The 23,395-nt window shown below is 68.8% G+C and carries 21 protein-coding genes; 11 read left to right on the plus strand and 10 right to left on the minus strand.

The window, feature by feature from the left end:
- Positions 1–149: 149 nt before the first annotated feature.
- Positions 150–917, plus strand: a complete 768-nt coding sequence (locus ON36_RS24835; protein WP_043658380.1) for an acyl-[acyl-carrier-protein] thioesterase — start codon at positions 150–152, stop codon at positions 915–917.
- A gap of 128 nt (positions 918–1,045) precedes the next feature.
- Here ON36_RS24835 and ON36_RS24840 read toward each other — a convergent pair whose 3' ends face one another.
- Positions 1,046–2,710 (minus strand): FAD-dependent oxidoreductase, encoded by a 1,665-nt coding sequence (locus ON36_RS24840; protein WP_043658382.1) that lies wholly within the window; start codon positions 2,708–2,710, stop codon positions 1,046–1,048.
- 104 nt (positions 2,711–2,814) lie between these two features.
- On the opposite strand from ON36_RS24840, the gene ON36_RS24845 reads away from it, so the two are divergent.
- On the plus strand, positions 2,815–3,306 hold the full coding sequence (locus ON36_RS24845) for a SixA phosphatase family protein (protein ID WP_043658384.1): 492 nt from the start codon (positions 2,815–2,817) through the stop codon (positions 3,304–3,306).
- Between the two features lie 11 nt (positions 3,307–3,317).
- Here the strand turns inward: ON36_RS24845 and ON36_RS24850 are convergent, their stop codons facing one another.
- Positions 3,318–3,521: a hypothetical protein gene (locus tag ON36_RS24850; RefSeq protein ID WP_043658386.1), complete on the minus strand. Its 204-nt coding sequence runs from the start codon at positions 3,519–3,521 to the stop codon at positions 3,318–3,320.
- Between the two features lie 105 nt (positions 3,522–3,626).
- Between ON36_RS24850 and ON36_RS24855 the strand changes: the two genes are divergently transcribed.
- The 4 genes from ON36_RS24855 (at position 3,627) to ON36_RS24870 (ending at position 6,938) form a co-directional block, all read left to right on the plus strand.
- Positions 3,627–4,076 (plus strand): MerR family transcriptional regulator, encoded by a 450-nt coding sequence (locus ON36_RS24855; RefSeq protein WP_043658388.1) that lies wholly within the window; start codon positions 3,627–3,629, stop codon positions 4,074–4,076.
- Positions 4,073–5,089 (plus strand): aldo/keto reductase, encoded by a 1,017-nt coding sequence (locus tag ON36_RS24860; protein WP_043658390.1) that lies wholly within the window; start codon positions 4,073–4,075, stop codon positions 5,087–5,089. Before ON36_RS24855 ends, ON36_RS24860 begins: the two co-directional genes overlap by 4 nt.
- Before the next feature lie 80 nt (positions 5,090–5,169).
- Positions 5,170–5,967, plus strand: a complete 798-nt coding sequence (locus ON36_RS24865) for an N-acetyltransferase (protein ID WP_043658391.1) — start codon at positions 5,170–5,172, stop codon at positions 5,965–5,967.
- Complete coding sequence (locus ON36_RS24870) at positions 5,964–6,938, plus strand: pirin family protein (protein WP_043658392.1); 975 nt, start codon at positions 5,964–5,966, stop codon at positions 6,936–6,938. The genes ON36_RS24865 and ON36_RS24870 overlap by 4 nt, the downstream gene beginning before the upstream one ends.
- A gap of 52 nt (positions 6,939–6,990) precedes the next feature.
- Here the strand turns inward: ON36_RS24870 and ON36_RS24875 are convergent, their stop codons facing one another.
- Both ON36_RS24875 and ON36_RS24880 read right to left on the minus strand, forming a co-directional pair.
- Positions 6,991–7,467 (minus strand): SRPBCC family protein, encoded by a 477-nt coding sequence (locus ON36_RS24875; protein ID WP_043658394.1) that lies wholly within the window; start codon positions 7,465–7,467, stop codon positions 6,991–6,993.
- Entirely contained in the window at positions 7,464–7,796 is a 333-nt protein-coding gene (locus tag ON36_RS24880; protein WP_043658396.1) for an ArsR/SmtB family transcription factor, read from the minus strand. Before ON36_RS24880 ends, ON36_RS24875 begins: the two co-directional genes overlap by 4 nt.
- Before the next feature lie 100 nt (positions 7,797–7,896).
- Here ON36_RS24880 and ON36_RS24885 point away from each other — a divergent pair, with 100 nt between their 5' ends.
- The 3 genes from ON36_RS24885 (at position 7,897) to ON36_RS32955 (ending at position 10,660) form a co-directional block, all read left to right on the plus strand.
- On the plus strand, positions 7,897–9,114 hold the full coding sequence (locus tag ON36_RS24885; RefSeq protein WP_043658399.1) for an FAD-dependent oxidoreductase: 1,218 nt from the start codon (positions 7,897–7,899) through the stop codon (positions 9,112–9,114).
- A gap of 171 nt (positions 9,115–9,285) precedes the next feature.
- Positions 9,286–9,924, plus strand: coding sequence for a DUF8020 domain-containing protein (locus tag ON36_RS24890; protein ID WP_043658457.1), 639 nt, complete (start codon positions 9,286–9,288; stop codon positions 9,922–9,924).
- 73 nt (positions 9,925–9,997) lie between these two features.
- Positions 9,998–10,660, plus strand: a complete 663-nt coding sequence (locus tag ON36_RS32955; RefSeq protein WP_052314324.1) for a hypothetical protein — start codon at positions 9,998–10,000, stop codon at positions 10,658–10,660.
- On the opposite strand, the gene ON36_RS24900 is transcribed toward ON36_RS32955, so the two are convergent.
- Positions 10,661–11,008, minus strand: a complete 348-nt coding sequence (locus ON36_RS24900; RefSeq protein ID WP_157224998.1) for a hypothetical protein — start codon at positions 11,006–11,008, stop codon at positions 10,661–10,663.
- A 131-nt stretch (positions 11,009–11,139) separates the two neighbouring features.
- Here ON36_RS24900 and ON36_RS24905 point away from each other — a divergent pair, with 131 nt between their 5' ends.
- Together ON36_RS24905 and ON36_RS35015 are read left to right on the plus strand one after the other, a co-directional pair.
- Positions 11,140–11,898 carry a TetR/AcrR family transcriptional regulator C-terminal domain-containing protein gene (locus ON36_RS24905; RefSeq protein WP_052314325.1) on the plus strand — a complete coding sequence of 253 codons (759 nt, stop codon included), beginning with the start codon at positions 11,140–11,142 and terminating at the stop codon, positions 11,896–11,898.
- 88 nt (positions 11,899–11,986) lie between these two features.
- Positions 11,987–12,790: a hypothetical protein gene (locus ON36_RS35015; RefSeq protein ID WP_157224999.1), complete on the plus strand. Its 804-nt coding sequence runs from the start codon at positions 11,987–11,989 to the stop codon at positions 12,788–12,790.
- Between the two features lie 101 nt (positions 12,791–12,891).
- Here ON36_RS35015 and ON36_RS24915 read toward each other — a convergent pair whose 3' ends face one another.
- The 5 genes from ON36_RS24915 to rplJ form a co-directional block, all read right to left on the minus strand.
- Positions 12,892–16,845: a DNA-directed RNA polymerase subunit beta' gene (locus tag ON36_RS24915; RefSeq protein ID WP_043658403.1), complete on the minus strand. Its 3,954-nt coding sequence runs from the start codon at positions 16,843–16,845 to the stop codon at positions 12,892–12,894.
- A 100-nt stretch (positions 16,846–16,945) separates the two neighbouring features.
- Positions 16,946–20,446 carry a DNA-directed RNA polymerase subunit beta gene (gene rpoB / locus ON36_RS24920; RefSeq protein WP_043658405.1) on the minus strand — a complete coding sequence of 1,167 codons (3,501 nt, stop codon included), beginning with the start codon at positions 20,444–20,446 and terminating at the stop codon, positions 16,946–16,948.
- A 517-nt stretch (positions 20,447–20,963) separates the two neighbouring features.
- Positions 20,964–22,004 (minus strand): ABC transporter ATP-binding protein, encoded by a 1,041-nt coding sequence (locus ON36_RS24925; RefSeq protein ID WP_174377607.1) that lies wholly within the window; start codon positions 22,002–22,004, stop codon positions 20,964–20,966.
- Between the two features lie 244 nt (positions 22,005–22,248).
- Positions 22,249–22,635 carry a 50S ribosomal protein L7/L12 gene (gene rplL / locus ON36_RS24930; protein WP_043658408.1) on the minus strand — a complete coding sequence of 129 codons (387 nt, stop codon included), beginning with the start codon at positions 22,633–22,635 and terminating at the stop codon, positions 22,249–22,251.
- A 63-nt stretch (positions 22,636–22,698) separates the two neighbouring features.
- Positions 22,699–23,250, minus strand: coding sequence for a 50S ribosomal protein L10 (rplJ, locus tag ON36_RS24935; RefSeq protein ID WP_043658410.1), 552 nt, complete (start codon positions 23,248–23,250; stop codon positions 22,699–22,701).
- Positions 23,251–23,395: the final 145 nt, after the last annotated feature.

Here is a 23,395-nt window from a genome sequence, read left to right on the forward strand (position 1 = left end):
ATGCTCGCGGCCCCCGCGCGGGCCCCTACCGGCGGGTCACCTGGGCCGTCGGGACCGACTCGGCGTGAGGGTGTGATCTACGCCCCGTAGAGTCGTGGGGAGAACTACGTAAGAAGTCGCGGCACAACTGTGACGCGCGAGGAGTACAAGTGTCGCTCGATCAGCCACTGGCCCCGCTTCCCCAGGAGGGCATGGGCTTCGCCGAGGCGTGGCCTGTCCGGGCTGGTGATGTGGACCCGTACCAGCGGTTGCGGTTCGACGCGGTCGCCCGCTACCTGCAGGACATCGCCTACGACGAACTGCACGCCTCCGGCCTGCACCGCACCGATCCCACCTGGATCGTGCGCCGCACCGTCATCGACGTCCTCCGCCCCGTCACCTGGCCCGACCAGGTGCACCTGGTGCGCTGGTGCTCGAGCCTGTCGACCCGGTGGACCAACAGCCGCGTGCGCATCACCAGCGGAAACGGCGGGCTGATCGAGACCGAGGGCTTCTGGATCAACCTCAGCGAGTCCAGCAACCTGCCCTCCCGCATCAGCGACGAGGGCCTGGCCTACCTGTCGCGCTCCACCGAGGAACACCGGCTGCGCTGGCGCCCGTACCTCACCGATCCCGCGCCCCGCGAATCCGACACCGACCTGCCGTTCCCGGTGCGCGCCACCGACATCGACCAGTTCAACCACGTCGACAACACCTGCTACTGGCAGGCCGTCGAGCAGTTCCTCGTCGACTACCCGAAACTGGTCGCGGGCCCGCACCGGGCGGTCATCGAATACACCGCCCCGGTGCTCGCCCGCGAGCACATCACCGTGCGCAGCCGGTACGAGCCCGGCGACCGCACCGGCAAGCCGGTGCTGCGCCTGTGGTTCGTCGTCGGCGGCGTCACGACCACCGTCGTGCGGTTGTGTGGTATTTGAGCTGAGATATGGAGCGCTGGCGCGCTCGAGTCGCGGCCCTTCGGGCCCCGACGCGTGCGCGGCGGGGCCTCCTCGGGGTCGGCCCGTCGGGGCTGGTGTTCACGCCCGACGGGTCGGTTCGCTGATTTCTACTCGGCGGCCTTCAGGAGCGCTTCCCGGGTGGTGAACTTGACGCGGGGTCGGCCTGCGGCCTTGCCCGCCGTCCGCTCCTGCTGGTCGATGGTCTTCCAGCCCTTGCGGTCGACCAGGTCCGGCTGGCGCTCGGCCAGCAGGGCCTGCAGTTCGGCGCGGCCCGCCGTGGGAGCGGCCAGCCTGCCCGCGATGAAGTCGGCGATCAGGTGCTCGACCGTCTGCTCGGCGTCCAGTCGGTTGGAGCCGATGACGCCGCGCGGGCCGCGCTTGATCCAGCCCGAGACGTAGACACCCGGCACCGGCTCGCCGCCGTCGACGACGCGGCCGTCCTCGTTGGGGACCACCGCGCGCTGCTCGTCGAACGGCAGGTTCGCGACGGGCACGCCGCGGTAGCCGATGGACCGCAACACCAGTGCGGTGTCGAGGGTTTCGGTCTCGCCGGTCGGCCGGGCCACCAGCTGACCGCCCTCCTCGACGAGCTCGTTGTGGGCGAACTCGATCCGGGTGACATGGTCCTCGCCGAGCAGCGCGGTCGGCGTCGCCAGGTACCGGAAGACGATGCGCTTGTTGTCCGGATTCGGCGCGACCGCCGAATACTCCTTCGCCAGCTCGTATTTCAGCGCCACCGACGGCTCGGACTCGGGGTCGTCGAGCAGGGCGCGGCTGGCCGGGTCGAGTTCCAGATCGGCCGGGTCGATGATCACGTCGACCCCGCGCAGGTGCGTCAGCGCCAGGAACTCCGGGCTGGAGTAGGCGGCCTGCAGCGGGCCACGACGGCCGAGGACGACGACCTCGCGGATGTTGCTGCGGCGCAGCGCGTCCAGGGCGTGATCGGCGATGTCGGTCTTGGCCAGTTCGTCGGGATCGACGGTGAGCACGCGGGCCACGTCGAGGGCGACGTTGCCGTTGCCGACGATCACCGCCCGCTCCCCCGACAGGTCGAAGGCGCGATCGGCGAAATCGGGGTGCCCGTTGTACCAGGCGACGAACTCCGTGGCCGAGTGGCTGCCCGGCAGGTCCTCGCCGGGCACGTTCAGCTGCCGATCCGCCGAGGCGCCCACCGCGTAGATGACCGCGTGGTGATGCGCCAGCAGCTCGGCGTGATCGATGTGGGTGCCCACCTCGACGTTGAGGTAGTACTGCAGCGTCTCCCGCCGGAACGCGGAGTCGAACATGTCGGCCACCGCCTTGGTGCCCGCGTGGTCGGGCGCGACGCCCGCGCGGACCAGGCCCCACGGGGTGGGCAGCCGGTCGAACATCTCCACCTCGACGTCGCTGCGGCGCAGCAGTTCGTCGGCGGCGTAGCAGGCGGCCGGGCCCGCGCCGACGATGGCGACGCGCAGCGTGCCCAGATTCTTGGGCGGGCGGACGGGCGCCGGGATCGGGTCGTAGTTCGACTCCAGCGGATGGCGCCGGAACCAGGCGGCGTTGATGTCGCGGTAGCGCGCGAGCGAGGCGGACAGTTCGTCTTCGGGGAAGATGGCGTCCACCGGGCACGCGTCGACGCAGGCACCGCAGTCGATACAGGTGTCGGGGTCGATGTGCAGCATTTCCGCCGTGGCGAACTCCCGCTGGTCGGGAGTCGGGCGAATGCAGTCGACCGGACACTCGGAAACGCAGCTGGCGTCGTTGCAACAACGCTGCGTGATGACGTAGGCCATAGGTGCTGATCCTCGATACTGATGCGTGATGGACAGTGACGCAGCTTTCAGTGTGCCTCGAGTGTGATGGCCGCCTCTCCGGAGTGCCGGATTACCGTGGTCCCATGGTGCGAACCCTGATCCTGATGCGGCACGGCAAGTCGGCCTATCCCGAGGGTGTGGACGATCACGAGCGCCCGCTGGCCCCGCGCGGGCAGCGGGAGGCGGCGCTGGCCGGCGACTGGCTCCGGGCCACCGTGCCGCCCGTCGACGCGGTCCGCTGCTCGACGGCCACCCGTACCCGCGAGACCCTGGCCGCCACCGGCGTCGACGCGCCGGTGGAGTTCGCGGGCGAGATCTACGAGGCGTCCCCCGGCACCCTGATCGAGCTGGTGCGGCTCACCGACGACGCGGTGCGGACCCTGCTGATCGTCGGGCACGCGCCCGGGATGCCGTGGACGGCGTGGGATCTGGCGGCCGACCACTCCAGCGACGCGTCCGTCGCGCTGAGCCGCAAGTTCCCGACCTCCGCGCTGGCCGTGCTCGAGTTCACCGGCTCCTGGGCACAGGTCGACCAGGGCACGGGGGATCTGACCCATTTCCACGTGCCCCGCTGACGCGGGCGGCGTCAGGTGAGCAGGCGGCCCTTCACCACGGCGACGCCGCCGAGCACGACCACCAGGGCCAGCACGACCCAGAAGTTGGTCAGCCACCACACCACCCCGAGCGCGACGACCACGGGCGCCAGGGCGATGGCCGCGATGACCGGTGACTCGCGCACCGTCTCCAGTGCCGAGCGCGCCCTGATCCGATCGATGTCCTTACCAGGCATTCTCCCAGCGTAGCGCCGCCTGGGCGGATCTCGCCGAGAATAAGTCTTGCTTGGAGTGCACTCCAGGTGGATAGCGTCGAGACCGTTCCGACGAGAGGCGAACACGTGGCGGAGAAGGCGATCCGGATTCCCGAGCGGGAGCGGCCGAGGTACTCGATCGGCGAGGTCTCCGAGCTCTCGGGACTGAGCCGGGACACGCTGCGCTGGTACGAGAAGATCGGGCTGATGAGCTACGTCGGCCGCGATCACGCGGGCAAGCGGCGGTTCAGCAGCCGGGATCTGGAATGGCTGGAGCTGATCGGGCGGCTGCGCCTGACCGGCATGCCGGTCGCCGACATGGTCCGCTACGCCGAACTGGTCCGCGCGGGCGAGTCGACCTACCCCGAGCGCCTGGCGATGTTCCGGCAGACCCGTGCCGACGTGCTCGACCGCATCGCGGAACTGCAGAAGACCGTGGCCGTGCTCGACTACAAGATCGGCGTCTACGAAGGACGCGACGACGTGGTCCGGCCGGCCGTGTGCGCAGAACACGACGCAGGGAAGGATCTTTCATGACCACCGCTACGCTGCCGACCACCGTGCTCGGCTCCTCCGGGATCGAGGTCGGCACGCAGGGCCTCGGCTGCATGGGGATGAGCGAGTTCTACGGCGCCACCGACCTGACCGAGTCGCGGGCGACCCTCGACCGGGCGCTCGAGCTGGGCGTCACGCTGTTCGACACCGCCGACATCTACGGCTCGGGCCACAACGAGGAGTTCCTGGCCGACTTCGTCGCCGCGAACCGCGCGAACCTGGTGATCGCCACCAAGTTCGGCATCGTGCGCAAGGCCGACGACCCGGCCTACCGCGGCTTCGACAACTCCCCCGCCTACATCCGCGCCGCCGTCGACGCGAGCCTGCGCAGGCTCGGGGTCGACGTCATCGACCTGTACTACATGCACCGGCGCGACCCGGCGGTGCCGATCGAGGAGACCGCGGGGGTGCTCGGCGAGCTCGTCGCCGCGGGCAAGGTGCGCGCCATCGGGCTCTCGGAGGTGACCGGCGACGAACTGCGCGCCGCGCACGCCGTGCACCCGATCGCGGCGCTCCAGTCGGAGTGGTCGCTGTTCTCCCGCGACGTGGAGAACACCGCCGTGCCTGCCGCCGCCGAGCTGGGCGTGACCTTCGTGCCCTACTCCCCGCTGGGCCGCGGCTTCCTGACCGGCGCGTTCGCCTCGGGCGCCGACCTCGGCGACAGCGCGGACTTCCGCGCCCACATGCCGCGCTTCTCCGGCGACAACGCGGCCCACAACGCGGCCCTGCTCGCCCCGCTCGCCGCCATCGCCGCCGACCGCGGGATCTCCCGCGCCCAGGTGGCCCTCGCGTGGGTGCACGCCCAGGCGCGGGCGCACGGCCTGCCGGTCGTCCCGATCCCCGGCACCCGCAAGCGCACCCGGCTGGAGGAGAACGTGGCCGCCGCGACCATCGCGCTGACCCCCGAGGAGCTGGCCGCCCTCGAACCGATCGCCGGACAGGTCGCCGGAAACCGGTACGCCGACATGAGTTTCACCTCCGCCGCGCGCGAGTGAGGCGCCGTGGTGTGCCGGGCCGCCCGGCACACCGTGGCCACCGGCCCGCGCCCGCCCGTCACCCCGCCTAGACTCGGTCCGTGACTTCCGGGGCCGAGAACGCGCGGGTGTGGATCGACAAGCAGACGCCGAAGGCGTTCCGTGCGCTGCTCGCCGTCGCGGGCGAGGTGCGGGCGGCGGCGGTGGCCGCGGGCATCGACCGCAGGCTGATCGAACTGGTGAACCTGCGCGTCTCCCAGATCAACGGCTGCGCCTACTGCCTCGACGTGCACGAGCGGGCGGCCCTGGCGGCGGGCGCGACCGCGCAGGAGCTGGCGGTCCTGCCCGGCTGGCGGCGCGGCGGGCCGTATTCGGCGCTCGACCGGGCGGTGCTCGGGCTCGCCGAGGCCACCGCGACCCTGCCGGACGAGCACGTCCTCGCCCGGGAATACGCCTCGGCCCGCGCGCAGTTGAGCGAGGACCAGATCGCGGTGGTCGTGTGGGCGGCGACCACCATCGGCGCCTTCAACCGGGTGTCGATCCTCAGCGACCATCCGGTGCCCCCGCGGAAGAAGGAGCAGACAGCCGTGACCGACTCCACCCCGAAGACCGAGGTCGTGCACAACCCGGAGAAGAAGCGGTACGAGATCTACTTCGGTGGCGAACTCGCCGGATTCACCGAGTACGAGGAGCGCGACGACGTCACCGACTTCGTCCACACCGAGATCGACGGCGCGTTCGCGGGCAAGGGGCTGGGCAGCACCCTCGCCCGGGGCGCGCTCGACGACGTGGTCTCCCGCGAACGGGTGATCTTCGCGCACTGCCCGTTCATCCGGAAGTACCTGGACAAGCACCCCGAGTACGACGCGCACGTGCTCGGCAAGGGCGTGCAGCGGTGAGCGACCTCGAGCTCCACCCCGACGAGGCGCTGTGTGAACCCTCGCCGGGGCCGGGACCGGTCACCGAGCTGTTCCCGGCGCGCGAGGTCCCGCTGGGCGGGGTGCGCGGCGTCTTCGTGGAACGCGTCCTGCCGCAACGCGACATCCCCACGGTCGGCGCGTGGTGCTTCTTCGACCACTTCGGCACACCGACCGTCGCGGGCACGGGCGAGGCCCACGACATCGAGCCGCACCCGCACATCGGCCTGCAGACGGTCACCTGGCCGTTCGAGGGCCGGATCCGGCACCGCGACTCGGTCGGCTCGGACGTGGAGATCGAACCCGGTCAGCTCAACCTGATGACCTCCGGGCACGGCATCGCCCACTCCGAGTACGGTGACCGCTCCCGCCCCGCGGGCCACGGCCTGCAGCTGTGGATCGCGCTGCCGGGCGAATCCGCCTCGGTGACACCGCATTTCGAGCAGCACCGCGACCTGCCGGTCTACACCGACGACGGGCTGCGCGCGATCGTGCTGATCGGCACCCTCGGCGGCGTCCGCTCCCCCGCCACGGCCTACACCCCGATCGTGGGCGCCGACATCCGGATCGAGCCGGGCACCGCCATCGAGCTCCCGCTCGACCCGTCCTTCGAGCACGCGGTCATGCTCATCGACGGCGCGGCGACGGTGGCGGGCACCGAGCCGCCGACGGGTCCGCTGCTCTACCTGGGCACCGGCCGGGACTCGCTGGCCCTGTCCAGCGCCGAGGGCGCGCACCTGGTGCTGATCGGCGGCGAGCCGTTCGGCGAGGAACTGGTCATGTGGTGGAACTTCGTCGGCCGCACCCACGACGAGATCGTCGCCGCCCGCGAGGCCTGGGAGGCCCGCGACACCGCCCGGTTCCCCGACATCGCCGGGCACACTCCCGACCAGCGCATCCCCGCTCCCCCGCTGCCACCGCTGCACCTGAAGCCGCGCAAGCGCCGCTGCTGAGCGGCGGATCGTCGTGGGCCCCGCGCCATCCGGCTCGCGGGGCCCGCGAACCTCAGGAGGCGAGGAGGGCATCGAGGGCGCGGTAGGAATCGTTGAGGCCGCCCTCCATGCCGGACTGCAGCATGCTGTCGCGCTCCTCGGCGGTGTGGAAGATGCTGTCGGTGACGACCTTGGTCCGGCCGTCGCCCAGGTCGACCAGCGTGGTCGTGTCGATGCTGATGTGGGCGGGCATGCCGTCCCATTCGAAGGACTGCACGATCTTCTCGCCGGGCACGATCTCGCGGAAGCGCCCTTCAAAGCCGTAGGACTCGTCGCCGTCGTGCTCGACGAAGCGCCAGTGCCCGCCCTTGCGGAACTCCCAGCGCTCGACATCGAGGACGTGGCCGCGGCCCCACCACTGCGACAGCTGCTCGATCCGGCTGTAGGCCGCCCACACCCGTTCCGGGGACGCCGCGAAGATCCGTTCGATGTGCACCTCCCGGTCGCCGACGGTGGTGATGGTGGCGTCGTTGGTCGTGGTCGCGCTCATGGTTGCTGCTCCGTTCGTTCGAGGAATTCGCCGAGACGGTCCATCCGGGCCTCCAGCATCTGCCGATAGTTCTGCATCCACGCCACCTCGCGGTCGAAGACGTTCTCGCCGAGCCGGCAGTACCGGACCCGGCCGCGCTTCTCCGTGACCACCATGCCCGCGTGCTCGAGCAGCGCCACGTGCTTCTTCATGCCGGTGAGCGTCATCTCGAAGCGGTCGGCGAGTTCGGTGATACTCGCGGGTCCACGTCCGAGGTGCTCGAGGATGCCCCGCCTTGTGGGGTCCGCGAGCGCGCCGAACGAGGCGTCGAGGAAGTCATACTGAACCATCTAGTTCAGTATGCGACGGCCCACCCCCGCCGTCAAGCCTCGACAGCGCGCGAATGTTCTACTACATTTCGTAGTAGAACATTCGGGGTGAGGAGCGGGGATGGAACACACGCGATGCGTCGTCGTCGGGGGCGGGCCCGCGGGCATGATGACGGGGCTCCTGCTGGCCCGCGCGGGCGTCGAGGTCACGGTGCTGGAGAAGCACGGCGACTTCCTGCGCGACTTCCGCGGGGACACCGTGCACCCGTCCACCCTGCGCCTGCTCGACGAACTCGGGCTCGGCGACCGGTTCGCCGCGCTCGAACAGCGCAGCCTCACCCGCATGCGGATGATCGTGGCCGGGCAGACCATCGTGGCGGCCGATTTCACCCGGATCCCCGGCAGGCACAAGCGCATCGCCATGGTGCCGCAGTGGGACTTCCTGACCATGCTGGCCGAGGCCGCGCGCGCCGAGCCGACCTTCACCCTGCGCATGTCCACCGCCGCGACCGCGCCGATCGTCACCGACGGGGTGGTCCGCGGCGTCCGCGTCCAGGGCCCGGACGGCCCCGGCGACCTGCGCGCCGACCTCGTGATCGCCTGCGACGGACGCGATTCGGTGATCCGGGCGGGCGCGGGCCTGCGGCAGCGCGCCTTCGACGTCCCGATGGACGTGTGGTGGGTGCGCGTGCCCGCCCCGCCCGACCGGGCGGGCGGCGGCGAGGTGTTCGGCCGGTTCGAGGCCGGGGCGGTCGCCGTCACGATGGACCGCGGCGACTACCTCCAGACCTCCTACCTGATCCCCAAGGGCGCCGACGCGCGGTTCCGGGCCGCCGGCCTCGACCGGCTGCGCGGGCAGTTGCACGCCCTGTTCGGCTGGGACGCCGCGGCGCTGGACGCCATCGCCTCCTGGGACGACGTGAAACTGCTCGAGGTGACCATGGGCAGGCTCGACCGCTGGCACACCCCGGGCCTGCTCTGCCTCGGGGACGCCGCGCACACCATGTCCCCGGTCGGCGGCGTCGGAGTGAACCTGGCCATCCAGGACGCGGTCGCCGCGGCCCGGATCCTGGCCGAGCCACTGCGCCGGGGACCGGTCCCCGACCGGGTGCTGGCGCGCGTGGGGCGGCGACGACACTTCCCCACCGCCGTCACCCAGCGCTCGCAGCTCGGCGAACACGCGACCCTGCTCGAACCGGCGCTGGCGGGCACCCTCACCCGGGTCCCGGCGCCGCTGCGGGCCGTCGGCCGGGTGCCCGCCCTCGCGGGCCTGGCCGCCTATGTCGGCGGTGTCGGCGTCCGGCCGGAGCACGCGCCCGCGTTCGCCCGCAGGCCCTGACGCGGCCACAGCCCGCCCGCACCCCGGAACCACCGGCCGAATCACGGCGGATCACCCCGTCACGTCCGGTTGTTCCACAATTTCCACTCGGTACTGCGGAACCTCACGGACTCGCGGTATGTTGATCGCCGAAATCGGGCATGTCGGGCGGCAGAACGGATGAAACACACGATGAGGATCTCGACCATTGCGGTGACGGCTGTGCTCGCGCTCGGCGGCACGGTCGTGGGTGGCGCCTTCGCCCAGGCGGAGCCCGCCGCCGTGTCCGCCCCGGCGACCGCGGCACCCGGCCTCACCGGCTCGGCCGAGTCGGTCGACTACCGCACCGAGGTCAGCGAGGACCGCCGCTCGGTGGTCACCACGCTCACTCACGGCAGCTTCGAGATCCTGCACGACAACAAGGTCGTCGCCGTCCGCGACGCCGCCGGCACCGTCGTCGAGGCGCTGCCCATGCTGATTCGTGCGGGCGAGCACGCCATCGCGCTGACCCCGGCACTCGAGGCCGACGGCACCCGCCTCACCCTCACCCCGGTCGGCGAGGCCGACCGCCCGCTGCGCGACATCAGCGCCCAGGAGCGGTTCTTCGCCGAGACCCAGCGGTTGCAGCCGCAGATCATCGAGGGCGCCGCCATCGGCGCGGCCATCGGGTTCGTGCTCGGCTTCCCCCTCGGGCTGTTCATCCTCGACTTCATCACCGTGCCCGTGGCCACCGTGGCAGGCGCCGCGATCGGCGCGCTCGCCGGGTACGCCGCCGCGGGCGGCCAGCCCGCCATCGACGCCGCCCTGGACTACGTCACAGGTCAGCCCTGATCGCGGCGCGCTCGGCTACCGTGGAATCCGGAGTGTGACAACGGATGACCGGGATGACCCGAGGTGGTGGGCGATGTTCGATCCGCTGGCCGAGATCGATCGGGCGCTGGCGCATCAGGCGGGCTGGTCGTGGTTCGACGACTATCTGCTCTACACCTGCGGGGTCGCCCAGCGGCTGACCGGCCCCGGCCCGGTCGACCTGCCCGGCAAGCCCACCCGGATCCGGCTCGCGGCCGGGGAGAAGTGCCTGGCCGAGGGGCCGGTCCACTGGGCGGTCTGGCGCGCGCCCGAGCCGCCGCGCCCGTCCCGGCGCCCCGGCGGCATCACCATCGGTAGCTCGTCCGGGAACACGGTCACCGTCACACTCGGCGGCGGGTCCGCGCACCGGCGCCGCGGTCCCGTCGGCGGCCAGTGGGTCCGCGAACGCCCCGGCACCGCGACGATCACCGACCAGCGGCTGCACTTCACCAACCCCGACCGTTCCTTCTCCCTCCCCTGGTCCGCGCTGGAGACGATCGATCTGACCGCGCCCGACCGGGTGACCCTCAGCTTCCCCGACGACGCGGGCGAGCGGCGGCAGCTCCAGGCCCAGACCCCCTGGGCGGTCCTGGTTTTCGTGGTCGCGGCGTTCCTCCAGTTCCCCGCGCATCCACTGCTGGAATCGGGACGGTGGCTGCCCGCCGGATTCGAGGAGAAGTGCCACCTCGCCGGGAAGACGTGCCCGCGGGTGCGGTGATCACCGGCTGTCGACGTACTCCTGGGGCGTGACGGTCAGGGTCGTCCCCGGCATCGTGACGGTCAGGACATCGGTGGTGGCGTCCCAGGCGGCCGCCACCTGATCCGCCCGGTACGGAATCTCGTAGACCAGGCCGCGATTCGGCGACGGGCCGATCAGAAGCTGCTCGGAGTCGCTCAGCAGGCCGGGCGTGTGCCGGTGGTACACGCAGTATCCGGTCGGGCTGCCGTCGTCACAGCCGACGACCACCTGCTCCGACAGGAATCCGACCGCCACCCGATAGCCGCCGAACCCCACCGCGCAGACACCGATCGTCCCGAGGACCGCGAGGACCACCTGAGATCTCACAGCCGCACTGTACGCGGATCCGGCCCGGATCCTCGGCCGAGAGCGGGAAACCGGCACACAGAATCACTTGAACAAAGTGCAGGCGCGTTTGAACTTTGTGCAAGCCGACCCGGCACTCCTATCGTGAGCGCATGCCGCGCGACACCCTCACCCGCGAACACATCGTCCGGACCGCCGTCGCGCTCCTCGACGAGGAGGGCCTGGACGGGCTCAACATGCGCGAACTCGGCAAACGGCTCGACGCCGCCGCGACCGCGATGTACTGGCACGTCGGCAACAAGGACACCCTGATCCGCCTCGCCTGCGACCGGGTCTGGGGCGAAATCCCCCTGCCCGACCCCGAATCCGGGAACTGGCGCGATGCCGCCGAGACGCTGGCCACCGGCATGTACACGATGATCGCCCGCCACCCCTGGCTCCTCCAGGCCCAGGCCGGCTACCTGCTCTACGGCCCCAACAAGGCCCGCCACGACGACTGCGTCCTCGCCGTCTACGAGCACGCCGGCTTCGACGAGGACACCGCCGACAAGGCCGCCGCCACCGTCTTCACCTTCGTCCTCGGCACCGCCGCGGGCGCCTCGGCCACCATCGCCCTCAAACGCCGCCTCTCCCGCACCGGAACCCCCGCCCCCGAAACCCGACTCACCGCCGCCCTCACCGAAGCCACCGCCATAGCCCGAACCCACCCCCGCCTCCGCGCGCGCATCGAGAGGGCTACGGCGAGCGCCGGATTCACCCGACACCCCGACACCGGCTTCACCTTCGGCCTCGCAGCGCTCCTGGACGGACTGTCGGCCCGGGTACCGAACCGAGGAGGAGCCGAGCAGCCGCTCACGTGCGCGGAGATCTCTACACACGTGCAACCGACCGGAGCGCACGGCGCGGAATGACAACAAATCAGCTCGCCTCTATCCGGACACCGCGCCGGTAGGTTAGCGTATTCGTCACCGGTTTTCGCAGGTCACAGGGCGGTGGGCGATGTTCGATCCCCTTGCAGACATCAATCGAGAATTGGCCGCTCGCGTCGGCTGGACATGGGTGGACGACATCCTTCTGCACACCTGCGGAGTGCTCAGCATCCTCAGATCACAGGGCCCCGATGCACTCACGCCACTGAGAACGATCCTCCATACCGACCACGGCGAGAAATGCCTGGGTGAAGGGCACGCGACCTGGTCGTTCTGGCGATCTCCGGCAGTGGTTCCATTCGTCCCCCCGAATCCGGTTCCGCCGATGGCGGCCCCACCGACGCCGCCGCCGGTACGCGAATTCGTCACACCACGGAAAAACTCGCGCCGCGCGAGAGCCAAGGCCGCGGCGATCAACGACAGTATCGTCTATCAGGAACAGTTGCGCGCTCAGCGGGCGATGATCCGGGCGGCGAGCCTGGCCGCAGCGGGTGCCGCTCACGCCGCCGCGGCAGCGGCAGCGGCGAACGCGCGGGCGTCGGCGCCACGGTGGCTGGCAGAGCCGAGCGGAACGGTCACCGTGACAGACCGCAGGGTCCACCTGACGAACCGGATGCAGCGCTTCTACATCAATTTCGCCAGCCTCGACCGCATCACGCTCGATCGACCCGACCTCACGTCGTGCCGCTTCACCGATCACACCGGCGCCGACCACCAGGTGCAGCTCAATACACCTTGGGCACCGACAGTCTTCGCCGTTGCCGCACACAACCGCTTTCCGGATCACCCTCAGCTGGTCACCGGGCAATGGCTGCCTGCCGGTTTCGAGGAGAAGTGCCACTTCGTCGGCAAGACCTGTCCGCGAGTCCGGTGATCGACCGCGCCTGCTCAGGACCCATGCTTACGAAAACGGCCCCCGCTCCGGAGAGCGGGGGCCGAAATCTCTTGCCTGTCAGGTGATCAGGCCGTCACCTACTAGCGGTAGTCGCTGAAACCGTAGTCGTCCAGCGGGACCGCGGCACCGGTGGTGGAGCCGAAGCTGTCCGGCGAGTAGTAGGTGTCGTCGTAGGACGGCACCGCGTACGCGGCGGCGCGGGCTTCCTCGGTCGGCTGCACCTGGATGTTCCGGTAGCGGTTGATACCGGTACCGGCCGGGATGAGCTTACCGATGATCACGTTCTCCTTCAGGCCGATCAGCTTGTCGGAGCGGCAGTTGATGGCCGCGTCCGTCAGCACTCGGGTGGTCTCCTGGAAGGAGGCCGCCGACAGCCACGAATCGGTGGCCAGCGACGCCTTGGTGATACCCATCAGCACCGGACGGCCGGAGGCGGGCTCGCCGCCCTCGGCGACCACGCGACGGTTCGAGGCCTCGAACTCGGCGCGCTCGGTGAGCGAACCGGGCAGGAACTCGGTCGCACCCGAATCGATGATCGTCACGCGACGCAGCATCTGGCGCACGATGACCTCGATGTGCTTGTCGTGGATGGACACACCCTGCGACCGGTACACCTCCTGGACCTCGTGGACCAGGTGGACCTGCACCTGACGCGGACCCATCACGCGCAGCACCTCGTGCGGATCGGCAGCGCCCTCGAGCAGCTGCTGACCCACCTCGACGTGGTCACCGTCGGCCAGCAGGCGCTCGGTGCCGTCGTCGTGCTTGAACACCCGCAGACGCTGACGCTTCGAGAGCTTGTCGTAGACGACTTCATCCGACCCGTCATCAGGGATGATCGTGATCTTGTAGAAGCGGTCGTCGTCCTCGAGGCGCACCCGGCCCGAGACCTCCGCGATCGGCGCCTTGCCCTTGGGGACACGGGCCTCGAAGAGCTCCTGGACACGCGGCAGACCACCGGTGATGTCGTCACCCGCGACACCACCCTGGTGGAAGGTACGCATGGTCAGCTGGGTACCCGGCTCACCGATGGACTGGGCGGCGACGATGCCGACGGCCTCGCCGATGTCGACCAGCTTGCCGGTGGCCATCGAGCGGCCGTAGCAGGTGGCGCAGACGCCGGTGCCGGTGGTGCAGGTCAGCACGGAGCGGACCTTCACCTCGGTGATACCCGCCTCGAGCAGGGCCTCCAGGGCGGGGTCGCCCAGGTCGGCACCCTTGGCCACGACCACGTTGCCGCTCGCGTCGAGCGCGTCCTGCGCCAGCGTGCGGGCGTAGGTCGAGGTCTCGACGTGGGCGTCGCGGATGATCGTGCCGTCGGCCTGCTTCTCGGCGATCGGCACGACGATGCCGCGCTCGGTGCCACAGTCGTGCTCGCGCACGATGACGTCCTGCGAGACGTCGACCAGACGACGGGTCAGGTAACCCGAGTCGGCGGTACGCAGCGCGGTGTCGGCCAGACCCTTACGAGCACCGTGGGTGTTGATGAAGTACTCGAGCACGGTCAGGCCCTCACGGAACGAGGACTTGATCGGGCGCGGGATGAACTCACCCTTCGGGTTCGTCACCAGGCCCTTCATACCCGCGAGGGTACGGGTCTGGGTGAAGTTACCGGTCGCGCCCGAGTCGACGATCGTGATGATCGGGTTGTCGGCCGGGTAGTGCGCGCGCAGCGCCTTACCGACCTCTTCGGTCGCTTCCTGCCAGATCTTGACCAGGGCGTTGTTGCGCTCCTGGTGATCGAGCGCACCACGCTGGTACTTCTTCTCGATCTGATCGGACTGCGCCTCGTAGCGCTCCATGATCTCCGCCTTCTCCGGCGGAACGAGCACGTCCGACATGGAGACGGTGACACCCGAACGCGTGGCCCAGTAGAAGCCGGCGTCCTTGAGCTTGTCGACGGTCTGCGCCACGACGATCATCGGGTAGCGCTCGGCCAGATCGTTGATGATCGTGGCCTGCCGCTTCTTCGGCATCGGCTCGTTGATGAACGCGTAGTCCGCGGGCAGCAGGTCGTTGAACAGCACGCGACCCAGCGTGGTCTCGGCGATCCACGCGTCACCGCGCTGCCAGCCCTCGGGGAACAGCTCCGCCTCGATCTCGCGCGGCGGACGCTGGTCGGTCAGGCGGACCTTGATCAGCGAACGCACGGTGAGCTCACCGCGGTCGACGGCCATCTGCGCCTCGGCGGGCGAGGAGTAGACGCCCTGCTCGGGGGTGTCCTTGGTGGCGGCACGGTAGGTGCCGACGCCCTTCTCGTCCAGGCGGGTCAGGTAGAACAGGCCGGTCACCATGTCCAGACGCGGCATCGCCAGCGGGCGACCCGACGCCGGGGACAGGATGTTGTTCGACGACAGCATCAGGATGCGGGCCTCGGCCTGCGCCTCGGCCGAGAGCGGCAGGTGCACCGCCATCTGGTCACCGTCGAAGTCGGCGTTGAACGCCTCACACACCAGCGGGTGCAGCTGGATGGCCTTGCCCTCGACCAGCTGCGGCTCGAAGGCCTGGATACCGAGGCGGTGCAGGGTGGGCGCGCGGTTCAGCAGCACCGGGTGCTCGGCGATGACCTCTTCGAGGACATCCCACACCTGGGGACGCTGACGCTCGACCATCCGCTTGGCGGACTTGATGTTCTGCGCGTGGTTCAGGTCGACCAGACGCTTCATGACGAACGGCTTGAACAGCTCGAGCGCCATCAGCTTCGGCAGACCGCACTGGTGCAGCTTCAGCTGCGGGCCGACCACGATGACCGAACGGCCCGAGTAGTCGACACGCTTGCCGAGCAGGTTCTGGCGGAAACGACCCTGCTTGCCCTTGAGCAGGTCGCTCAGGGACTTCAGCGGGCGGTTACCCGGACCGGTGACCGGGCGACCACGACGGCCGTTGTCGAACAGCGCGTCGACCGACTCCTGCAGCATCCGCTTCTCGTTGTTGACGATGATCTCGGGCGCGCCCAGATCGATCAGTCGCTTGAGGCGGTTGTTGCGGTTGATGACGCGGCGGTACAGGTCGTTCAGGTCGGAGGTGGCGAAGCGGCCACCGTCGAGCTGAACCATCGGGCGCAGCTCCGGCGGGATCACCGGAACGGCGTCGAGCACCATGCCCATCGGCGAGTTGCCGTTGGTCTGGAAGGCCGCGACGACCTTGAGGCGCTTGAGCGCGCGCAGCTTCTTCTGGCCCTTGCCCGTGCGGATGGTCTCGCGCAGGTTCTCGGCCTCGGCCTCGATGTCGAAGTTCTCCATCAGCTTCTGGATGGACTCCGCACCCATGGCGCCGGTGAAGTACTCGCCGTAGCGGTCGACCAGCTCGCGGTAGAGGACCTCGTCGACGATGAGCTGCTTGACCGACAGCTTGGTGAAGGTCGTCCAGATCTCGTCGAGGCGGTCCAGCTCGCGCTGGGCGCGGTCGCGCAGCTGACGCATCTCGCGCTCACCGCCGTCCTTGACCTTGCGGCGGACGTCGGACTTGGCGCCCTCGGCCTCCAGCTCGGCCAGGTCGGCTTCCAGCTTCTGCGCGCGGGCCTCGAGGTCGGCGTCGCGCTGATCGGCGACGGCCTTCTTCTCGACCTCCATCTCGGCCTCGAGGGTGCTGAGCTCGTTGTGGCGCAGCTCCTCGTCGACACCGACGATGACGTAGGCGGCGAAGTAGATGATCTTCTCGAGATCCTTCGGCGCCAGGTCGAGCAGGTAGCCGAGGCGCGACGGGACACCCTTGAAGTACCAGATGTGGGTGACCGGCGCGGCCAGCTCGATGTGGCCCATCCGCTCACGACGCACCTTGGCGCGGGTCACCTCGACGCCACAGCGCTCACAGATGATGCCCTTGAAGCGGACGCGCTTGTACTTACCGCAGTAGCACTCCCAGTCCCGGGTGGGACCGAAGATCTTCTCGCAGAAGAGGCCGTCCTTTTCCGGCTTCAGCGTGCGGTAGTTGATGGTCTCCGGCTTCTTGACCTCGCCATAGCTCCACTGGCGAATGTCCTCGGCGGTGGCCAGGCCGATCCGGAGTTCATCGAAGAAGTTGACGTCTAGCACGTAACTTCCTTTCCCCTGTTCGGGTCGAATTCGAGCAAAAGTTCACTAGTTGTCGAGCACTCTCGGCCGGGCGCGTCGCCGCGCCCGGCCGGCGGAGTACCTAGTTCGCCAAATCGTCGACGGTGGCCGCTTCGTTCCTGGACAGGTTGATGCCCAGGTTCGCCGCGGCGCGCTCCAGGTCCTCGTCGTCACCGTCTCGCATCTCGATGGCGGCGCCGTCGGACGACAGCACCTCCACGTTGAGGCACAGCGACTGGAGTTCCTTGAGGAGCACCTTGAACGACTCCGGAATGCCCGGCTCCGGAATGTTCTCGCCCTTGACGATCGCCTCGTAGACCTTCACACGGCCCACCACGTCGTCGGACTTGATGGTCAGGAGTTCCTGCAGCGTGTACGCCGCACCGTAGGCCTGCATGGCCCAGCACTCCATCTCACCGAAACGCTGACCACCGAACTGCGCCTTACCACCCAGCGGCTGCTGCGTGATCATCGAGTACGGACCGGTCGAACGGGCGTGGATCTTGTCGTCGACCAGGTGGTGCAGCTTCAGGATGTACATGTAACCGACCGCGACCGGGTACGGGAACGGCTCGCCGGAGCGGCCGTCGAACAGGGTCGCCTTGCCGTTCTCGTCGACCATGCGCTCGCCGTCACGGTTGGGCAGGGTCGAGCCGAGCAGGCCGGTCAGCTCCTCGTCGCGGGCGCCGTCGAAGACCGGCGTCGCGATGTTGGAGTCCGCGGGCGCGCCCAGCATCTCCTCCGGCAGGGCCTTGGCCCAGTCCGGACGGGTGCCGTCGCCCGCGACGTCGACCTGCCAGCCCGCCTTGCCGATCCAGCCGAGGTGGGTCTCCAGGATCTGGCCGATGTTCATACGACGCGGAACACCGTGGGTGTTCAGGATGATGTCGACCGGGGTGCCGTCGGGCATGAAGGGCATGTCCTCGGTGGGGAGGATCTTGCCGATGACGCCCTTGTTGCCGTGGCGGCCGGCGAGCTTGTCGCCGTCCTGGATCTTGCGCTTCTGGGCCACGTACACGCGGACCAGCTCGTTCACGCCGGGGGGCAGATCGTCGTCGTCCTCGCGCGAGAACACGCGGATGCCGATGACCTTGCCGGACTCGCCGTGGGGCACCTTCAGCGAGGTGTCGCGGACCTCGCGCGCCTTCTCACCGAAGATCGCGCGGAGCAGGCGCTCCTCGGGGGTCAGCTCCGTCTCGCCCTTCGGGGTGACCTTGCCGACCAGGATGTCGCCGTCGCGGACCTCGGCACCGATGCGGATGATGCCGCGCTCGTCCAGGTCGGCCAGGACCTCGTCGGAGACGTTCGGGATGTCCCGGGTGATCTCCTCGGCCCCCAGCTTGGTGTCGCGCGCGTCGATCTCGTGCTCCTCGATGTGGATCGAGGTGAGCACGTCCTGCTCCACGAGGCGCTGCGACAGGATGATCGCGTCCTCGTAGTTGTGGCCCTCCCACGGCATGACGGCGACGAGGAGGTTCTTGCCCAGCGCCATCTCGCCGTTCTCGGTGCAGGGACCGTCGGCCAGGACCTGGCCGGACTCGACCCGCTGGCCCTCGTCCACGATCGGACGCTGGTTGGAGCAGGTGCCCTGGTTGGAGCGGTTGAACTTGCGCATCCGGTAGGACTTGCGGCTGCCGTCGTCGGCCATGACGGTGACGTAGTCGGCGGAGACCTCCTCGACCACACCCGCCTTCTCGTTCACCACGACGTCGCCGGCGTCGACCGCGGCGCGCAGCTCCATGCCGGTGCCCACGATCGGGGCCTCGGAACGGATCAGCGGCACGGCCTGACGCTGCATGTTCGCGCCCATGAGGGCACGGTTGGCGTCGTCGTGCTCGAGGAACGGGATCATGGCCGTCGCGACCGACACCATCTGGCGCGGCGAGATGTCCATGTAGTCGACCTGCGAGGGGTTGACGAACTCGACCTCTTCGCCGGCGCGGCGCACGAGGACGCGGTCCTCGATGAAGCGGCCCTCGGCGTCGACCGGCGAGTTGGCCTGCGCGCGGACGTGGCGGTCCTCCTCGTCGGCGGTCAGGTAGCGCACCTCGTCGGTGACCTTGCCGTCGACGACCTTGCGGTACGGGGTCTCGATGAAGCCGAACGGGTTGACCCGCGCGTACACCGACAGCGAGCCGATCAGGCCGATGTTCGGGCCTTCCGGGGTCTCGATCGGGCACATGCGGCCGTAGTGCGACGGGTGGACGTCACGGACTTCCAGGCCGGCGCGCTCACGGGACAGACCACCCGGGCCGAGCGCCGACAGGCGGCGCTTGTGGGTCAGGCCCGACAGCGGGTTGTTCTGGTCCATGAACTGCGACAGCTGGGAGGTTCCGAAGAACTCCTTGATCGCGGCGACGACCGGGCGGATGTTGATCAGGGTCTGCGGCGTGATCGCCTCGACGTCCTGGGTTGTCATCCGCTCGCGGACCACGCGCTCCATGCGCGACAGGCCGACGCGGATCTGGTTCTGGATCAGCTCGCCGACGGTGCGCAGGCGACGGTTGCCGAAGTGGTCGATGTCGTCGACCTCGACCGGCACCTCTTCGCCGCCCGGGGCGGTCATGACCTTGTCGCCCGCGTGCAGGCGCACCAGGTACTCGATGGTGGTGACGATGTCTTCCTTCGTCAGCACCGAGCTGGTGACCGGCTCACCCAGGTGGATGCCCAGCTTCTTGTTGATCTTGTAGCGACCGACGCGGGCCAGGTCGTAGCGCTTCTCCTTGAAGAACAGGTTCTCCAGCAGGGTCTGCGCGGACTCCTTGGTCGGCGGCTCGCCCGGACGCAGCTTGCGGTAGATGTCGAGCAGCGCCTCGTCCTGGCCGGGCGTGCTGTCCTTCTCCAGGGTGGACATCATGATCTCGGAGAAGCCGAAACGCTCGACGATCTCCTCGTTGGTCCAGCCCAGCGCCTTGAGCAGCACGGTGACCGGCTGACGGCGCTTGCGGTCGATGCGGACGCCGACGGTGTCGCGCTTGTCGACGTCGAACTCCAGCCACGCGCCGCGCGACGGGATGACGCGCACGCTGTGCAGGTCCTTCTCGGTGCCCTTGTCGATCGAGTGATCGAAGTACACGCCGGGGGAACGCACGAGCTGCGAGACGACGACGCGCTCGGTGCCGTTGATGATGAACGTGCCCTTGTCGGTCATCATCGGGAAGTCGCCCATGAAGACCGTCTGAGACTTGATCTCACCGGTGTTGTTGTTGATGAACTCCGCGGTGACGAACAGCGGCGCCGCGTAGGTCATGTCCTTTTCTTTGCACTCCTCGATGGAGGCCTTGACCTCTTCGAAGCGCGGGTCCGAGAAGGACAGGGACATCGACCCGGAGAAGTCCTCGATCGGCGAGAGCTCCTCGAGCACCTCCTCCAGACCGCCGGCCAGGCCGACATCGCCGCGCGCGGCGGCGCGCTCGCGCCAATCCGGCGAGCCGATCAACCAGGCGAACGATTCCGTTTGTAGGTCGAGAAGTCCGGGCACCTCCAAGGGCTCACGGATCTTCGCGAACGAAACCCGCTTGGGGGCTCCGGGGATTCCAGCCTTGGTCTGGGTGGAGACTGCCAAGATGCGTCCTTCCAGCACCTCACGCGCGTCGCGTGGTGGTCCGCGACCGTCGCTTGTCTGCTACGAATTCCGCTGGTTACGACCCGAACGAAACCCGAACAGCAAACAGCGGAAGTAACACCGGAAGGTGGAACTTTCGTGTGCGAATCGAGGTGTGGACAGGAGGCAGCCAGCGCAACGTCCAAACTTACACCCATATAGACGGGCATGTCAACATACCATCCGCACGACGAATCGAGCGGCGAACGCGCCGAACCCGTGACGCTGGCTGCGCCGGGTGCCTCGGAGCGCTGGGAGCCCCTCTGCGGCAATCGCTGTTGTGAATAGGGTGACTGCTCACAACGGACTCGTCAAGTGGCGCGCGGCCGATTGCCCGAGTACTGAGATCGCCTGCCGCCCTGTACATCCCCCTCAGGGCCGCCGGACATTTTAACCCGCGACACGCCGACTGTTCAAGCCGTGGACCTGGGCGATTCACCCCGAAACGCCGCGAGCCCCGGCATCGTGCCGGGGCTCGCGGAGGTTCCGGGCGGGATCAGCCGTTGTGCTTGTCCAGGCCGACGCCGTCGTTGTAGGCGGCCAGCACCTGGGTGGAGTCGTCCTCGGCGAGGGACTCGCGGATGGCGACCTGGGCCGCGTGCGGCAGGGTGTGCATGATCTCGCGCACACGGGCCTGGCGGCGGATGACCGCCTGCCGGACCGGCATGCCCGGGGTGGCCTTCATCTGCGGAATGATGCCCTCGACCTCTTCGGCGCCACCGGCGTGGTGACCGGCGTCGAACATGGCCTGCTCGCGGGCCATCTGCGCCTCGTCCTTCTCCTCGGACATACCGATCGGGCCCTGCATACGGCCGTTGAGGAACTGCTTGACCACCGGCTCCTCGCTGGTCAGCAGGACCTCGCGGGGACCGAACATGACCAGCTGGCGGCGGAACAGCATGCCGATGTTGTCCGGCACGGTACGGGCCAGGTTGATGTTGTGCGTCACGATCAGGATCGTGGCGTCGATCTGGGCGTTGATGTCGATGAGCAGCTGCGCCAGGTACGAGGTACGCACGGGGTCGAGGCCGGAGTCGGGCTCGTCGACGAGGATGATCTGCGGGTCGAGCACCAGGGCGCGGGCCAGGCCGGCGCGCTTGCGCATACCGCCGGAGATCTCGCCGGGGAGCTTGCCCTCGGCGCCGAGCAGACCGGTCAGCTCGAGCTTCTCCATGACGATGCGCTTGATCTCGGATTCCGACTTCTTCGTGTGCTCACGAAGGGGGAACGCGACGTTGTCGAACAGATTCATCGAGCCGAAGAGCGCGCCGTCCTGGAACAGGACGCCGAACAGCTTGCGGATCTCGTAGAGCTCCTTGTTCGAGCAGGTGGTGATGTCGGTGCCATCGATGAAGATGGAGCCGCGCTCGGGGCGCAGCAGACCGATCAGGGACTTCAGGAAGACCGACTTACCGGTACCCGACGGACCGAGCAGCGCGCTCACTTCGCCCGACGGGAGCGTCAGGGACACGTCCTGCCAAATTCGCTGAGAGCCGAAGGATTTGGTTACACCCTCGGTCCTGACCTCGACGCCCACGCCTACCTCCAATTATCCCTGCGAGCACCCCACCCCACGACCGCGCCTCTTACACGGCGGCGGTGCGTCACGTCACAGTGGGTGCGGTCACTGTATCCCATCGGTGACACCGGGCACACCCCACCTGACTGAAGAGTAACTCCAGCCGGTCGGTTCCCCGCGCAGCACCGCGCGCATGTCCGGAAATGCCGAACGGGCGGCTCCGGAAATGGAACCGCCCGTTCGGACGACAAAAGGTACCGAATTACTTGACGGTGACCTTGGCGCCGGCCTCTTCCAGCTTCGCCTTGGCGGCGTCGGCGGCGTCCTTGGCGACCTTCTCCAGGATCGGCTTCGGGGCACCCTCGACCAGGTCCTTGGCTTCCTTCAGGCCCAGGCCGGAGACGATCTCACGGACCACCTTGATGACCTGGATCTTCTTGTCGCCCGCACCCTCGAGGATGACGTCGAACTCGTCCTGCTCCTCGGCGGCGTCGGCGGCGGCCGGGGCGGCACCCGCGGCGGCGACGGCGACCGGGGCGGCGGCGGTGACCTCGAAGGTCTCCTCGAAGACCTTGACGAACTCAGCGAGCTCGAGCAGGGTCAGCTCCTTGAAGGCGCCGATCAGTTCTTCGGTGCTCAGCTTGGCCATGGTGGTTCCTTTCGATGATGTACCCCGCGGCGCGTACGCGTCGCGCGGTGGGAAAAAGTGGTCTTATTCGGCGTCGGCGGCCGGGGCGGCCGCGCCTTCGCTCGCCTGACGCTTCTCGAGCAGGGCCTGCGCGAGACGCGCGACCTGCGAAGCGGGGGCGTTGAACAGGCCGGCGGCCTGCGCGGGCTTGGCCTTGAACGCGCCGGCCAGCTTGGCCAGCAGCACCTCGCGCGAGTCGAGGTCGGCGATGCGCTCGACCTCGGCCACGGACAGCGCCTTGCCGTCCATGTACCCGCCCTTGATGATCAGGGCCTTGTTGTCCTTGGCGAACTGCTTGATCGCCTTGGCCGCGTCGACCGGCTCACCCTGGATGAAGGTGATCGCGGTCGGGCCGACGAACAGCTCGTCGAGGCCGGTGACGCCCGCCTCGGCGGCGGCCAGCTTGACCAGCGTGTTCTTGGCGACGGAGTAGGTGCTGCCTTCGCCGAGCGCGCGACGCAGTTCGGTCAGCTTGCCGACCGACAGACCACGGTATTCCGTGACCACGGTGGCGGTGGACGCCTTGAACTGCTCAGCGATCTCCGCGACCGCGGTGACCTTTTCGGGCTTCGCCATACTTCGCCTCCTCTCTGATGTCGGTTCGTGTCTTCGCACTTCCGAATTCAGGGGCCGGCGACAAAACGAACGCCCCGGACGCAAGGCGTACCGGGGCGCAGAAGAACAGGGCGAGCCGCACGGACTCACACGATTCCCAGCTCCG

Source organism: Nocardia thailandica NBRC 100428 (assembly GCF_000308795.1).
In the GTDB taxonomy this organism is placed as follows: Bacteria; Actinomycetota; Actinomycetes; order Mycobacteriales; family Mycobacteriaceae; genus Nocardia; species Nocardia thailandica.

Bases quoted from the DNA above. Each gene is read 5' to 3' on its own strand.
- ON36_RS24860 (WP_043658390.1), top strand. From the start codon at position 4,073: ATGACCACCGCTACGCTGCCGACCACCGTGCTCGGCTCCTCCGGGATC.
- ON36_RS24890 (WP_043658457.1), top strand. From the start codon at position 9,286: ATGAGGATCTCGACCATTGCGGTGACGGCTGTGCTCGCGCTCGGCGGC.
- ON36_RS24905 (WP_052314325.1), top strand. From the start codon at position 11,140: ATGCCGCGCGACACCCTCACCCGCGAACACATCGTCCGGACCGCCGTC.
- ON36_RS24885 (WP_043658399.1), top strand. From the start codon at position 7,897: ATGGAACACACGCGATGCGTCGTCGTCGGGGGCGGGCCCGCGGGCATG.
- ON36_RS24845 (WP_043658384.1), top strand. From the start codon at position 2,815: ATGGTGCGAACCCTGATCCTGATGCGGCACGGCAAGTCGGCCTATCCC.
- rplJ (WP_043658410.1), bottom strand. From the start codon at position 23,250: ATGGCGAAGCCCGAAAAGGTCACCGCGGTCGCGGAGATCGCTGAGCAG.
- ON36_RS24875 (WP_043658394.1), bottom strand. From the start codon at position 7,467: ATGAGCGCGACCACGACCAACGACGCCACCATCACCACCGTCGGCGAC.
- rplL (WP_043658408.1), bottom strand. From the start codon at position 22,635: ATGGCCAAGCTGAGCACCGAAGAACTGATCGGCGCCTTCAAGGAGCTG.
- ON36_RS24840 (WP_043658382.1), bottom strand. From the start codon at position 2,710: ATGGCCTACGTCATCACGCAGCGTTGTTGCAACGACGCCAGCTGCGTT.
- ON36_RS32955 (WP_052314324.1), top strand. From the start codon at position 9,998: ATGTTCGATCCGCTGGCCGAGATCGATCGGGCGCTGGCGCATCAGGCG.
- ON36_RS35015 (WP_157224999.1), top strand. From the start codon at position 11,987: ATGTTCGATCCCCTTGCAGACATCAATCGAGAATTGGCCGCTCGCGTC.
- ON36_RS24880 (WP_043658396.1), bottom strand. From the start codon at position 7,796: ATGGTTCAGTATGACTTCCTCGACGCCTCGTTCGGCGCGCTCGCGGAC.
- ON36_RS24850 (WP_043658386.1), bottom strand. From the start codon at position 3,521: ATGCCTGGTAAGGACATCGATCGGATCAGGGCGCGCTCGGCACTGGAG.